The following is a 14033-nucleotide window of genomic DNA, read 5'->3' on the forward strand; positions in this document are numbered from 1 at the left end:
TGTCATTATATATGTAATCATTCTCCTAAATCGACGTTCATATCGCCGTCCAGTTCCCAGTCGTTCCGTCCGTGGTCATAGAGGTATATTTGTATTTCCAGCCTGATTCGTCCGGAAAGCAATACGACCGTGTCGGAGTTGGCGCTGCCGGATTCCTTGTCGAAATCGCCCAGTGCCGTTACTTTTAACCCGGCAGGATAGCCGTCGGCACCGTTTATCAGTTCGGCTTCGAAGCGGTTGTTGCGGATGCCGTTTGTAAATGCGGCGGCAGCTCCGTTGGTGTCCGTCTTGAATGACAGTGCGATTGCTTCCGGCAGGATGTTACTTTTCATCCCTATGGTAACGGTGGAATTCGCTTTGCGGTACAATACTGCCTCGCGCTTTTCCGTCCACAGGTAGTAATTGCCGCTTACGCCCATTTGCCCTTCGGTCATATCCCACTCTACCACGTTGACATTAAGGTGTACGGAGGGTTGGACGGCGGCGGTTTCCTTGTCTGTGTATCCCGCTCCGTCCGCCGAATTGATATTGAATACATACTTTTTGTTCCGTATGATTGGGATAAGCTTGTCGGTGTAAGGGTCTTCGAAATCGACAGGGTAATAATACTTCGTCCCGTTGTATTCGCCTCCGATTACAAGGCGGGTGTGCCTTTTATTTGCGGTTTCATTCTCCGTATCGTTGTCATACAGGTAGAGTTTGTTGGCGATAGACCGGTCGGAGGCATCGTAACTGTCCGATTCCAGGGTCAGTATTGTCTGCATGTCCTCGGGTGAGGAGGGCTCTTGTGCCTGGCTGTCTACGATATTGTCCGGGATATTGCCCAGGAAGCCTTTGTCCGGCACGTAATACAGGGTGGCATCTTTTAGTACGAAGTTATCGACGCTTTCGTTTACATGGATATCGACCGACGCAACCGAACGGGTCAGGCTTAACGGCGGCCAATAGTTGATAACATGGGCGTTCACTTCCTGCTGTTTCAAAACTCCCCACATGGGCAGGCCGGTGAAGGCGGCGCTTTCCTGAAGCAACCTTTGCGGGTCGGTGTCTACCAGTTTCTTTCGGAATGTTTCCCAGTCTGCCGTTTGCCTGTATCGGGCTTCCGTAGCTTCATCGGGAAGCATTTGCCCGATGAACGGACGGCAGTTAGCCAGGAAATAGGCATCGTAGTCCTTGCCTATGGGGAGGGTTGTACGCAGCTTGCCGTTTACTTGGAAAGTGCTCCGCCAGCAGACGAACTTTCCGTCGGAGCCGAAGAGCAGCACATCCAGGTTGTCGATGCTGTTTTCGTCCGGAGTGGCGGATGAAATGCTACGGGTAGCCGTATTTGCCACAATGGATACTTCCACCTCGGATTCGTCCGGGGCAGGGGTGTCCGGGAAGTCGTCGCCGATTTTCGATTGGCACGACCAGGTTCCTGCCAGTGTACATAGGATTGAGAGTATAAATGATTTTTTCATGCCTTTACTTGTTTTTTAGAGTGCAACCAATGTTTTGCGTATTTGCCACGAGCCGGTTGTAATGATTGCTTCCAACTTGGATGGCCGGATGATTACGTAGACTTGCGCGCCCCGTTGCGCCTTGGTTCCTGTGTCTACGCTCAGCCTGGCTATTCCGTCTTCGAGAAGCGTAACGGTGATGTTGTCCTCCAACTTGGTTTCCGAATCGACGGAGGCCGGCATTACTTTGTTCTCGGCGATGTATTCGTCGGTGCTTTGTACGTAGGAGAAAACATCTTCTATTATGATACGGTCGCCGCTTTGCTTGCCTTCGGCAACTTTATACGAGGCAGACGAACCGCGGATATTTACACTGAGCTCTCCGGGATACTGGGTTTTAAAGTTTTTCCCTTCTTTTATAATGACGAAAATACTGCATAACTGTTTTTTGACATCGACATTGAGAACCCGGTTTTCCAAGGGGTTTGCAGTGAATGACAGGCTTTCCAGGAAAAGTTCCTGCATGGAGCCGTTGCTGGTAGGGAACTGTCTGGCAGATTGTTCGCCCATGGAAAATCCGGCTGTAGCGTAGTTCTCCTCACCGACGAATGCGGGAGATATTTTGTCTGTATCCTCATCGCCCGATAAGGCCCATGCCACTAAGTGCATATCTCCGGTATACTGCCGTTCCAGTGGATAGGCTTTTCCTCCTTCGATGCTTTCGTAGGGAATATGTATTTCTTCTGTCTGCCTGCCTTCGCTGTCGTATATGTACAGTTCTATGTCGCTGGCTACCAGGCGGTCGAAGTCGGCTGTATTACCTTCGTGCGTGAAGACCAGGCTTAGAGAGCCGTCACAGCCGGAGTGAGGGCCCTCGTAAGTGCATCCCGTACAGGACAGTATTACCGATAATAATAGGATTACGTTCTTCACGATACGGTTATTATGGTTTATAAATCGACATCCTGGGTTCTTACATCCCATTCGGCAACTTCTATATTGATAGAAATGGTACTTTCGGCAGGATTGACGACGGGACCTTCTTCTTCGGCTTCTCGGGGCGTGCTCCAGCCTACCGTCTTGATGTCTTTCATCGTGATGCGGTAAATGCTGTTACGGAAAATCTTCCAAGTGTCGTCTTTCAGCAGGTTGACCCTCCAATAGCGGGTAACGTCGGTAACTCCTGTGCCGGAGAAGGTTCCTTTGATGATGAAGGCTACCACCTCGTCTTTGTCGAATATGGTTGCCGCTCCGTTACCGCCTTGCAGGGTGGTAGGGAGGTTCTCGTACACGTAAACAGGCTTGTCGTAGGCGGGTTGCAGGAAACCGTTCGATGTTTCGCCGCCGTCGTCGTTCTTTACGGAATATACGGTTTCGACAGTGGCTCCGTCGGGGGTGAATGTCGTTTTGAAATTGGATGCAGTAGCGAAGCGCGTCCAGTTTTCAAGATTTTCGTATTCGAAAGCACGCGATTGGTCGATGCCGTTGATTACCATATATCCGTTGAATGTCCATTTTAAATCGGCAGGTACGATTCCGTTCTTTTCGAGCCCTAATATTTCGAGCAAGTCTGTTGTCGGGGCTGTGATTTTACCGGCAGGAGCGACTTCCGGCTTTTCAATCTTGCTCAGCAGGCGGCGTACGGAGAGGGTCAGCGTATTTGTTTCGCCTTCCGTTACATCGGCAACTCCTTCCGCTGCCATGGCGAATCCCGTGGAGGCGCTGATATCGTTGCGGGAGTTCGTGCCGTTTAAGGAGAGTTCTTTGTACAGGCAGCTATTCTTGAAATCGGCCAGGGAAGCGGGGGCAGGCGAGGGTTCGCCCAGGTTCTGGTTGATAGCCGTAAGGATTGTCAGCTTGCCGGCATCGACCAGGAATGTATATTGGTTGTCGGATGATAGGCTTGCAGGCTTATAATATTTTTGATAGGAATTATCGGCGTTGAAAACGAAAAACTCCAGCGAGTTAATCTCGTTTTCGTTGCCGATGCCGGCTTCTTCTGCCGTCAGTGCACGTGTGCCGGCTGTACCTTTTACTTTAATGGTAATGGCTGCCTGGGCTTCGTTGTCGGGAAGCGGATTTAAGTTACTGTCCGAGTCATTGCAGGACAACAGGGTGAGTGCAGTTGCGTAAACTGCCAGGAAACATTTGATTTTCATAATCTAAAGTTTAGTTTGATTTTATTTGAAAGTTATTTACGGGCTTCTTGCGAGCCTTTATTTATTATTTATGTTTTCGTAGGATACTTGTATGCAAGTGCCCGAACGTAGTTTCGGGAAGAAGTTCTTTTGCATGAAGCGGTAGGGAGCTCCTTTTTTCAAATGAGTGAGTTCGCTTATCCGGTTTTGCCTTTCCCTCTCGTCTCCGGTGAGAATAGAGCTGATAATCCTGAGTACGGCTTCTTTGTCTGCCATACCGGATTTACTTGCCATGCCATACAAACCGCGCCAGTCGGCTCCTCCGTTTACTGTTTCGAACATAGTTGCAGCTACTTGCGTATGTTGCATCAGGTATTCTTTCAATGCGGCGGCACGGCTTTCTGCGAGGTTCGCATTCGAACGGGCATTGCCCTCGGGGGAGGCGTAACCTGCAATCAGGATATTGCTGACCCGGCTGTCGGAGGAGCGGTTGATTCGATTGATTACATCAACCAGCAAACCGAGATTGCGGGCATTGTCTGCATAATCGCCGGACAGAGCCGAGGAACCCAATCTATATAGAATACGGAGGGGTTCGCCGTTGTTTCCTCTGTCGGGGGCGGTTTTTGTGGAGGCATCGGCAAGAAAATCGTAGGTTCGTGCCAGTGTGTCCGCCGTAGTCGGAACCGGTTTGCATGCTTGGGGTTGTTCCGTGATTCTCACAATTTCTACATCCGGGTCTTGGAGTATCCTGCCGTCTACGATAGCCGTTGTCAGCATGGCTTGCTTGGCGCATAGCCGTACCGAGCTTTCAAAAGCGAGTATGCTTCCTTTCATCCATTCCTGGTATTTCATTGCAGCGGTGTATGTCTGCACGGTGGACGTTTTTGCCTTTTTGCCGGTTATTGCAAAAGAGGGGAACTTCACTTGGCGACTTCCGTCGGAAACGACCGGAGTAACCGTAATGCGCTCTTTCTTCCCGATACGGAGCAGGTGGGGGCTGTAATCGAAACTGAGTTCTATGCTGTCGCCCGTATTCTGTACTTGGAGCCGGGTAATAGACAGCCGCCCTTTTCGGGGTGTTTTTCCGGCTGTTGCATAGGCGTGAGCCGATGCCGATAGCAGGATGAGCGAGATTATGAGGATGCAGTTCGTTAGTTTCATGTCTTTTCCGTCATTTAATATTATAAATCAGTGAAATGCCTATCCGGGTAGGTCCGAAGTAGGTTTTGGTAGCGTGCTCCGACTTGCTGCAACACCAGTTCCTGTTATCCGATTTATCGAAACCGAACTGTATTACTCCTACGCCGAAATAGGTTTCGATGCCCCACTTTTCGGATAATGTCCAACTGTATCCGTAGCTGATGCCGGCGCCTGCTCCCCAGCCTTCGTACCGGTAGTTCTTATCGAGCATATTAAAGAAACGGTGGCCGCCGATATTGTATTGGGTTGCAATGCCGTGAATGCCTATGAAGTGTCCGGCCGATGTTTCGCAGAGCCAATATCTCACTTCCGGCTGAACCAGCCAGTGTACCAGCTTGTCATTGTCGCCTTTTTTACCTTCGCGGTTCCACGGGTTGTAGCCTCCGGTTATATTGAAACTGATTCGGGGGCTTATGCCGATTTCCAGTCCTAAATTGGGTGTCAGTGTCGCTGCATACAGCAGGTTGGTTTTCAGAGCCCAGGTCGTTTTTTCCCTTTTCACTTTATGCCATGGGGTGGCTACCTCGATGTCAATCGTTATATCATCGGTCGAAAGAGGAGTTTGGGCTTGCCCCCGGAAACATCCTAATACCATTCCCATGAATATAAGCAGTAACTTATATCTTGAGTTATTGACTTTATTTTTAATCGAATATTGCATTACAATCGTTCTTTTTAATTTTTAATTATCAACGGACTACTGCCGGGCGTAGTGTTGAGTGGACTGAAAAATCCGGTATGCTGTTTATCTTCTTTTTCCATATCGTTATACTCGTTATTAAGTTCATGGAAGTGTTTAATAACCTGAATAGGGCTTTTACAGGCTTTATAACTGCTTTTTGGTGATATATTGCTTACGTTTTACACCTTGCGGCTGCTGGTAGCGATATACCGACTATTAACGCCAGTAGGTATGGATTTGTTTTAAAATAAGGGAGTTGATTTTTGTTCAGGACTGTTTTCCTGTGAAATATGTAACATAAACTTTATGCTATTTCGGTAGGATACGATTGAAATATATGTTACATATATCTATATGGCGGGTTTACCCTGAAAACGGGAACCGTCAACGGGGTATCGGGAATTTGGCAGAGGATGCCGGGATGTAAGGAGGAAGGGGGTGTCGTTTATTTTCCGTACAGCTTGTCAATCAGGTCTTGCCGTCCGATTCGCCGCAGCTCCTTGATGATGTTTTTCCGTTCTTCCGGTTTGTACCAGAAGAAGAACTGACGCTGTGCCAGCTTCTCGCGTTGTGTCTTGGCACTGAACACCGGTTCCAGCGTATAGGGGTGGAAACCGGTGTACCAGGCTTCGGTGGCGACGGTCATGGGGGTGGGGGTGAAGTCTTGCACTTGTTCCAGGTGGAAGTCCAGCCGCTTGGTGATGACGGCGAGTTCTGCCATGTCCTCCTCCTTGCAACCGGGGTGGCTGGAGATGAAATAGGGGATGAGTTGCTGCCGCAGGCCTTCTTCGCGGTTAATCCGGTCGAATAGTTTCTTGAACTCTCCGAACTGGCTGAACGGGGGCTTGCGCATGATGTTGAGCACGCGTTCCGAGGTATGCTCCGGCGCCACTTTGAGGCGTCCACTTACGTGGCGGGCAATGAGTTCGCGGGTGTACTCCTGTGTGCTTTTATCGGTTTTGGGGTCTTTGCTCCGGTGCAGCAGCAGGTCGTAGCGCACACCGCTGCCGATGAAAGATTTCTTGATACCGGGCAGGCTGTCTACCGCATGGTAAATGTCGAGCAGCGGACTGTGGTCGGTGTTCAGGTTGGGACATACCTTGGGGTGGATGCACGACGGGCGTTTGCACTTCTTACATACGGATTCGTCGCGTCCGCGCATCTTGTACATATTGGCGGAGGGGCCGCCCAGGTCGCTGAGGTAACCTTTGAAGTCCGGCAGTTCCATTACGGCTTTTACTTCGTTCAGGATACTTTGCTTGCTGCGGCTTACGATGAACTTACCTTGGTGCGCCGAAATGGTGCAGAAGGCGCAACCTCCGAAACATCCCCGGTGGATGTTGACGGAGAACTTAATCATGTCGTATGCCGGTATGCGTTTCCCCTTGTACTTGGGATGCGGAAGGCGCGTATAGGGAAGGTCGAAAGAGCGGTCGAGCTCCGCCTCCGTCAGGGGCGGGTAAGGCGGGTTGACGACGACGGTTTGCCTGCCTACGGCTTGCAGTATGCGTGCGGCGGCGTATTTATTGCTTTCTTCTTCGATGTGGCGGAAGTTGGCGGCCTGCTTTTTCTTGTCTTTCAGGCATTCTTCGTGCGGAAAAAGGGTGATATCTCCTTCTTGCGGAAGGACTTCCCCGGTGAGATAAACCAGTTGGGGTATATCGGAAACAGGTTGCCCCAGTTGCAGCCTTCGGGCAAGCTCTGCAACGGGTTTCTCGCCCATGCCGTATATCAACGCATCGGCGCCGCTGTCTACGAGAATGCTCGGACGTACACGGTCTTGCCAGTAGTCGTAATGCGTCAGCCGGCGCATGCTTGCCTCGATGCCTCCCAGTATTACGGGTACATCGGGATATAGTTTTTTCAGGATTCGGGTATAGACTATCGAGGGGTATTCGGGACGCATGTCCGGGCGGGCGTCCGGGGTATAGGCGTCGTCGCTGCGCAGGCGCTTGTTGGCGGTGTATTTATTGACCATGCTGTCCATACAGCCTGCACTGATGCCGAAGAAAAGGCGGGGACGTCCCAGTTTTCTGAAATCGCGCAGGTCGTCGCGCCAGTTGGGTTGGGGAACAATGGCTACGCGCAGTCCTTCCGCCTCGAGTATGCGTCCTATTACGGCTGCCCCGAAAGACGGGTGGTCTACATAGGCATCTCCGCTGAACAGGATGACGTCCAGCTCATTCCACCCGCGAAGTTCCACTTCTTTCTTGGTTGTAGGCAACCAATCAGTCAGTCTGTATTCTTTCATGGGTGCAAAGATAGGGAAAGTTTTTTTAATCGCTGAAAAACTGTACCCTCATATCTTCTCCGTCGTATATCTCGCGGAAACCGGTTTGCTGCTCGGCAAGATATTCTTTCAGGTCGTTGAAGGCGGCGGCATCATCCATGATGATTTCCAACTGCTCGCCTTTCCGTGCCTCGCATATGGCTTTTATGGCGGGGATAAGGGGGCTGTAATGTTTTTGTCCGCGCGTGTCGATGATTTTCATTTATTTTCTTCCTCTTCTACGGTTTCTTGTCGGGAGAGCCATTGCAGGTAGAGCTTGATGAGCTGTTGCAACCCGAAGGCTTTCATATTGTTGTGATAGATGACATCGATGCAGAGGTCGAGCAGGTCTTTGCTGTCTTCTTCCTGTGCGGCGATGAGGGAGCGGATATTCAGCTTGAGCTTGTCGAGCACGGTTTCGTCCACAATGCCGTTGCTGTCGATAAGGTGGCGGAAAAGCCCGTATTTCTCGATAGTGGCAAGGTTTTCTTCCGATATTTCCAGGTTGCGGGTTCCGCTAGGGTTGGCTTGTATAGTGTACATGGCGTTGAGGTTTTTAGTGATTAATGTTTTCTGTAGAAGCAAAGATAAGTTTTTCGCCAGAGATTACATATATTTCCGGAGATTATTTATCGGAATTGCCGTTATTATCTGTATAAATCCGTGCGAAGCCGTGTTGCCCGGAGGAAGTTATCCGCCGTATGATATAGGTAAGGCACGGATTATACGGATTTTCACGGCTTTTCTTAATGAGCTCGTGGTTTTCCGTATAATCCGTGCCTGAAAAGAATTAGGAAGGTGTACCGTGGTACACCTTCTTTTCAAGAATTAGATTGATTGTTTCGGATTATTTCTTGAAGTAGCGGTTGTACAATCCTTCGAAACCTTTGCCGTGGCGGGCTTCGTCTTTAGCCATTTCGTGAACGGTGTCATGGATTGCATCCAGGTTCAATGCCTTGGCGCGGGTAGCGATGCGCTTCTTGTCTTCGCAAGCACCTGATTCGGCATTCATTCTCTTTTCGAGGTTGGTCTTGGTATCCCATACACAGTCGCCCAGCAGTTCGGCGAACTTGGCAGCGTGTTCGGCTTCTTCCCATGCGTAGCGCTTGAAGGCTTCGGCTACTTCGGGATAACCTTCGCGGTCTGCCTGGCGGCTCATGGCGAGGTACATACCTACTTCGGTGCATTCGCCCATGAAGTGGTTGTTCAAGTCCTTAATCATTTCGTCGTCGCAACCTTTGGCTACGCCGATTACGTGCTCGTCGGCAAAAGTCAGCGGACCGCCTTCCTGTGCTTCTTCCACTTCTACGAATTTGCTGGCGGGAGCCTTACACAAAGGACATTTCTCGGGAGCTGCGTCTCCTTCATATACGTAACCGCAGACAGTACATCTAAATTTTTTCATTTTACTTCAGATTTTAAATTAATTAGTTGAATTAGTTATTCGTTATTTTGTCGAATGTTCGCTTTCTATGCAGTATTTACAGATACCTTTATAATAGTAGTGAATTTCCTGTATGTCGTGTCCGCACATATCCATGTCTTCTACCCGCTTGATAGCGGAATTGTGTTCCAAGTCGTATATCTTTCCGCAACGTTTGCATAAGAAATGGGCATGGGGGGTGGTATCCGCATCGTAACACGTGTTCCGTTCGTCTATTGTCAAAATCTGTGCAGCACCCTGCTCGCTGAGCAACTTCAAAGTGTTGTAAACGGTCGTCTTGGATAAGGTGGGAATGGAAGGAGCAAGCGCCGTATAAATTTCATCCACCGTGGGGTGCGTGCGGTGCTCCATTAAATAGTTCATAATGGCTATACGCTGTACCGACGGCTTTATGTTATGACTTTGCAGGCGTTTTACTACATCCATATCATCTGTAATTCAAACTTGTAATAATTACATTTTTAATTCTTTTGCATAGATAATCAGTTCTCCGGTTATTCCAAAAGATTTCCGGATTTTTTTATCATTTATTAAAAATGTTTTATCGTACTTCGACGGGGTGGCAGGGGATTTCGAGCCAGAATTCGGAGCCTTTTCCCATTTCGGAACTGACTCCTGCCGTGCCGTGCATCTTGCCGGCAATCATGCGGCAAATGGAAAGCCCCAGCCCGGTTCCTTGCTTGAAGCTGTCCAGCTTGACGAACCGTTCGAATACTTCCTTGTGTTTTTCGTGGGGGATGCCGCATCCGGTATCGCGTACGTAAAGTCGTATCTTGCCGTTTGCGGGAGGATAGTAGCCCACGGTGATGCTGCCCTCGGATGTATATTTGACGGCGTTGGAGATGTAGTTCGAAAGTATTTGCACGACGCGTTGTTTTTCCATGCTGATAACGCATTTTTCCGAGGCGGGCTTTATGATATAGACGACGTTTGGGGGGATGCGTAGCCGGAAGGTGTCTTTCAGCTCTTGCAGGCAGTCGTTTACGTCGGTATCGGTGTAGGTGAATTCCAACAGGCCGGCTTCTATCCTGGATAAGTCGAGGATGTCGTTTATGAGTTGCAGCAATAAGTGGTTGTTGCTCTCGATGATGCTGATGTATTCGCGGCTCTCCGGCGTGTCGGCGGATTCTGCAAGGATGCTCGAGAAACCGACGATAGCATTGAGCGGGGTGCGTATTTCGTGGCTCATATTGGCGAGAAAGGCGGTTTTCAGCCGGTCGGCCGCTTCGGCGCGTTCTTTGGCGAGGACAAGTTCCTTGTTGTTCTTCACAGACCGGGCGTGATGCCAGAGGTAGAGGAGAAGGAATATCGCAAGGAAGCCGGTAACCAGCCATATGTACCGTCGGTATTGCTGGTAGAATGTGGGCGGTTTATAATAGTATATGGCGTCGGAAGGGTACAGCGCTTCGGGTATGTTGCACCATTGCAAGTCGGCGTAATTCAGGTAGGTGCGGGGTGTGCCGCCGTCCTGATAGGGAATGGAGGAGGCTTTTTCGCCTGACAGGATGCGGTCGATAACACTCATTGCCGTATCGGTGAAGTCCGAGATAGAGATATAGTGCCCGCCGGCAAAGAGGTTTTCTTTCAGGTTCAGGTCGGCAAGCGTATATATGGGCACTCCTAAGAAGGTGGGCAGTATCTTTTTGATGTGGTCGGACAGGTAAGGGGTCTGCCGGTTGCCATACTGGTGAAACCAGGAGTAATAGATAACACCGGTATTCTTGTCGTACTGGCTCAGCGTATCCAGCAATTGTTCTGAATTGAGCCGGTTGGCGGAGAGGCAATCCAGCGTCAGGGAGGGGTAGTTGCGTTTTATCTCATCCTGAATGGACTGGCGGGTTACTACACTGATATAGCGTTCGTCCGAGATAAGGGCTATCCTCTTTACGCCGGGTTGCAGGTGTTTAATCAGGTGCAGTGTCTGCGGGATGAAGTAGGGCTGTTTCAGTACGGTGATGTTATACCGCTTGTTGAACTCAGTAATGGGTATGCTGTTCTTGTCCGTCAGCCGGGCTTTGCTCAATAAGGTAGGTATGTCGGCGGGTATCCTGTCGCGGGAGTAGCAGAGGATAACGGGGACGTCTTTCCATACCTTGTCGAAAACGGGGGCGCTTACCAGCCACCCCGGGTCGCCCACTACGATTGCTATCTTGGGAGGAACCGGACATGCCTCTACCATTTTCGCCTGCATGGCGGCGACTTCTTCTTCGTTTTTCAAGACCGGCACATAGAGCTGGAATGTTTTCAATTCCAATTCGTCACGTGCCTCGAAGCGGCTTTCCAGTTCTTTATAGAAATTCTTTACCCATGCCTCCTCCATATTTATGGAGTTGATACATAACACATAATCCCTTTCTGCGGCATATACAGAGAGTATTCGGGTAAGAAATGCGACAAAGAGGAACAGCCTCTTGTACCGGAGTATTGCCATAGGGTATGTATTTGGTTCGTACGGGGGAGTAAACGTAGTGATTATTCACCGGAATACAAAGTGAAAAGACTGATTATTTTGTGTTTATTGATAAATTGCCGTATTTTTGTGCCTTAATTCTAATCAGATTCTTATGAATTACGGATATGTCAAGGTAGCGGCGGCTGTGCCCCGTGTCAAGGTAGCGGACTGTAAGTTCAATGCCGGACAAATTGAAAAAGAGATAATTATTGCCGACGGAAAGGGGGTACAGATTATTGCCTTTCCAGAGTTGTGCATCACCGGATATACGTGCGGCGACCTTTTCGCCCAGCAACTTCTGCTCGAGGAGGCGGAAATGGGGCTGATACAGATACTGAACAATACGCGCCAAATGGATATCATCTCCATTCTGGGTATGCCCGTACCTTTGAACGGGGTGTTGCTGAATGCTGCGGTGGCGATACAGAAGGGTAAGATACTGGGTATCGTTCCCAAGACGTACCTTCCCAACTACAAGGAGTTTTACGAGAAGCGGTGGTTTGCCTCCGCATGCGACGTTCCGGATACGGCTGCCCGTTTGTGCGGGCAGGTGGTTCCTATGGGGCGGAACCTGCTCTTCGAAACGGCGGATACTACTTTCGGCATCGAGATTTGCGAGGATTTGTGGGCACCCGTTCCGCCGAGTTCTTCACTGGCGTTGCAGGGAGCGGAGATTATTTTCAACCTGTCGGCGGACAATGAGGGCATCGGCAAGCACGCTTATCTCCGTTCGCTTATCAGCCAGCAGTCTGCCCGCTGCCTTGCGGGATACGTATTCAGCTCGTGCGGGTTCGGCGAATCGACTACGGATATGGTCTTTGCTGGCAACGGACTGATTTATGAGAACGGTACGCTGCTGGCGGCCGGCAAGCGGTTCTCTTTTGAGGAGCAGGTGGTAATCAGCGAGATAGATGTGGAATATATACGTACAGAACGCCGGGTGAACACTACGTTCGCGGCATGCCGTGCCCATTGTGCGCCGGAAGCGCCGGTGCGTATTTCTACGGAATATGTCAATTCCAGGGATTTGAACCTTACCCGTACTTTCGACCCTCATCCGTTCGTTCCGCAGGGGGCTGCCCTGGACGAGCGTTGCGAGGAGATATTCTCCATACAGGTGTCGGGGCTGGCGCAGCGCCTGGTACATACCCATGCCAAGAGTGCGGTGGTGGGTATTTCCGGAGGGCTGGACTCCACACTGGCATTATTGGTGTGCGTAAGGACTTTCGATAAGTTGGGGTGGAGCCGCAAGGGAATTATCGGCGTAACCATGCCCGGATTCGGTACTACCGGCCGTACGCATACCAATGCAGTCGGCTTAATGACGTCGCTGGGGGTGACGATGCGCGAGGTCGGTATAAAGGATGCCTGTATACAGCATTTCAAGGATATAGGCCACGATATGGACGTGCACGATGTGGTGTACGAAAATGCCCAGGCGCGCGAGCGTACGCAGATTCTTATGGATATCGCCAACCAGACATGCGGAATGGTAGTCGGTACGGGCGACCTTTCTGAACTTGCCTTGGGCTGGGCTACGTACAACGGCGACCATATGTCCATGTACGGTGTCAACGCGAGTATTCCCAAAACGCTGGTGAAGCATCTGGTGAAATGGGTTGCCGGAAATGACATGGATGAGGCGTCGCGGGCTACATTGCTGGATATCGTAGATACTCCTATCAGTCCGGAACTGATACCAGCCGACGAGAACGGCAATATCAGGCAGGTTACGGAAGACCTTGTAGGTCCGTACGAGCTGCACGACTTCTTCCTGTATTATTTCCTTCGCTGCGGTTTCCGTCCTTCCAAGATTCTGTTCCTCGCCACGCGTACTTTCAAGGATGTTTATGATGAGGAGACTATCAGGAAATGGCTGAATACGTTCTGCCGCCGTTTCTTTAACCAGCAGTTCAAACGTTCCTGCCTGCCGGACGGTCCTAAGGTGGGAAGCATCTCTGTCAGTCCGCGCGGAGACTGGCGGATGCCGAGCGATGCTTCGGCGGAGATGTGGTTGAAAGAAGTTGGAGAGAGTTGAAAGTTAAGAGATGAAAGTTGGTGGGGGTAGAAATTAGGAATTAGGAGTCGAAAGTTAAGGCTACGCAATGTTAACCTTTAACATGGGATATTCAGTAAATGTCCCTAAAAATCAAGATGGCATATGAAGATGATAGAGCATACTCACTTCATATGCCATTTTTATAGTCCTATTCCTGTAATTTCTCACACAATCTTACCCTACAAGACATGACGCTCGGGAAGAAGTCTGAAGACATCTTCTGCCTCTGCCTGTAAAATCATATCATGCCGCTTTCACCGTCCTGTTCCTGATCTTGTCTATCATCAGTACGGCATTTGCCGTATGTATTCCAAAGAAAATCCACAGGATTTCCGTCTTCCTGTTCC

12 protein-coding genes are annotated in these 14033 nt (G+C 50.1%); 1 reads left to right on the top strand and 11 read right to left on the bottom strand.

From position 1 onward, the window contains the following. Positions 1-17: 17 nt before the first annotated feature. The 11 genes from C233_RS0113800 to C233_RS0113855 all read right to left on the bottom strand — a co-directional run bounded on the left by C233_RS0113800 (position 18) and on the right by C233_RS0113855 (position 11606). On the bottom strand, positions 18-1460 hold the full coding sequence (locus C233_RS0113800) for a fimbrial protein (protein ID WP_018668163.1): 1443 nt from the start codon (positions 1458-1460) through the stop codon (positions 18-20). A 15-nt stretch (positions 1461-1475) separates the two neighbouring features. Further along, the gene (locus C233_RS0113805; RefSeq protein WP_018668164.1) at positions 1476-2372 is read right to left on the bottom strand and encodes a FimB/Mfa2 family fimbrial subunit; all 897 of its coding nucleotides are present in this window, start codon (positions 2370-2372) and stop codon (positions 1476-1478) included. Positions 2373-2389: 17 nt separating this feature from the next. Further along, positions 2390-3598, bottom strand: a complete 1209-nt coding sequence (locus tag C233_RS0113810; protein ID WP_018668165.1) for a fimbrial protein — start codon at positions 3596-3598, stop codon at positions 2390-2392. A 57-nt stretch (positions 3599-3655) separates the two neighbouring features. Beyond that, complete coding sequence (locus C233_RS0113815; RefSeq protein WP_018668166.1) at positions 3656-4741, bottom strand: OmpA family protein; 1086 nt, start codon at positions 4739-4741, stop codon at positions 3656-3658. Positions 4742-4751: 10 nt separating this feature from the next. After that, entirely contained in the window at positions 4752-5375 is a 624-nt protein-coding gene (locus C233_RS0113820; RefSeq protein ID WP_244149073.1) for a DUF3575 domain-containing protein, read from the bottom strand. A 532-nt stretch (positions 5376-5907) separates the two neighbouring features. Then, positions 5908-7713 (bottom strand): YgiQ family radical SAM protein, encoded by a 1806-nt coding sequence (locus C233_RS0113830; RefSeq protein ID WP_018668168.1) that lies wholly within the window; start codon positions 7711-7713, stop codon positions 5908-5910. A 25-nt stretch (positions 7714-7738) separates the two neighbouring features. Continuing rightward, on the bottom strand, positions 7739-7954 hold the full coding sequence (locus C233_RS0113835; RefSeq protein ID WP_018668169.1) for a sulfurtransferase TusA family protein: 216 nt from the start codon (positions 7952-7954) through the stop codon (positions 7739-7741). Then, a complete protein-coding gene (locus C233_RS0113840; protein WP_018668170.1) occupies positions 7951-8274 on the bottom strand; it encodes a hypothetical protein in 324 nt (107 codons plus the stop codon). The genes C233_RS0113835 and C233_RS0113840 overlap by 4 nt, the downstream gene beginning before the upstream one ends. Before the next feature lie 304 nt (positions 8275-8578). Continuing rightward, positions 8579-9136, bottom strand: coding sequence for an NADH peroxidase (locus C233_RS0113845; RefSeq protein WP_018668172.1), 558 nt, complete (start codon positions 9134-9136; stop codon positions 8579-8581). Between the two features lie 42 nt (positions 9137-9178). Beyond that, positions 9179-9601, bottom strand: a complete 423-nt coding sequence (locus C233_RS0113850; RefSeq protein WP_018668173.1) for a Fur family transcriptional regulator — start codon at positions 9599-9601, stop codon at positions 9179-9181. Between the two features lie 115 nt (positions 9602-9716). Further along, positions 9717-11606, bottom strand: a complete 1890-nt coding sequence (locus C233_RS0113855) for a sensor histidine kinase (RefSeq protein ID WP_026314864.1) — start codon at positions 11604-11606, stop codon at positions 9717-9719. 133 nt (positions 11607-11739) lie between these two features. Here C233_RS0113855 and C233_RS0113860 point away from each other — a divergent pair, with 133 nt between their 5' ends. Continuing rightward, a complete protein-coding gene (locus tag C233_RS0113860; RefSeq protein WP_018668175.1) occupies positions 11740-13665 on the top strand; it encodes an NAD(+) synthase in 1926 nt (641 codons plus the stop codon). Positions 13666-14033 lie beyond the last annotated feature (368 nt).

The sequence above is a fragment of the Bacteroides gallinarum DSM 18171 = JCM 13658 genome, assembly GCF_000374365.1.
In the GTDB taxonomy this organism is placed as follows: Bacteria; Bacteroidota; Bacteroidia; order Bacteroidales; family Bacteroidaceae; genus Bacteroides; species Bacteroides gallinarum.